Here is a 721-nt window from a genome sequence, read left to right on the forward strand (position 1 = left end):
AATGAGGACTCGCGCGGGCGCTGGTACGTCAACATCGCGGTCAAGGTTGAGGTCGAAGAAAAGCGCGTGCCGGATGGCACAACCACGCTCGGGATCGACCTTGGCCTGAAGACGGCGGCGACGTACAGCGACGGCTCCGAGTTCGCCATGCCGAAGTGGTATCGGCTGTCTGAGGCGGATCTAGGAATCGCCCAGCGGGCGAACAAGAAGCGGCGCGTGAAGGCTATCCACGCGCGCATCGCAAATCAGCGCAAGGACGCCATCCACAAGGAGACGACGGCGCTGGTCAAGAAACATGCAGCAATCTTCGTAGGCAACGTGAACGCGAAAGCGATGGCAAAGACGAGCATGGCTAAGTCCGTGCACGATGCCGCGTGGACGACGTTCAGGACACAACTCAAGTACAAGGCCATCAGGCAGTGTGTGGTGTTCGAAGAGGTCAACGAGGCGTTCTCAACCCAGACTTGCTCGTGCTGTGGCGTTATCCCGCCCAGCAGTCCGAAAGGTAGGGCTGGTCTTGGAATAAGGCAGTGGACTTGCTGTGCGTGTGGCGCGGAACACAACCGCGATACGAACGCCGCAAGGAACATCGCCCGCTTGGGACTTCAAGCGCTGGAAGCAGGAATCTCCGGGGTTTAGCCCGGAGAGGAAGTGTGCGCCCAGCATGGGCGCGATCTCGGAGGTGAAAGTCCTCCCGTGAGCTGACCACAGCGAGCGAAAG

At 60.2% G+C, this 721-nt stretch carries 1 protein-coding gene; it reads left to right on the forward strand.

The annotated features are described in order from the left end of the window. A partial coding sequence (locus AC1RWI_RS38050; RefSeq protein ID WP_492870889.1) for an RNA-guided endonuclease InsQ/TnpB family protein occupies positions 1 to 639 on the forward strand: 639 nt, incomplete at its 5' end. Positions 640 to 721: the final 82 nt, after the last annotated feature.

Source organism: Cupriavidus sp. MPR-AND1C (assembly GCF_058809705.1).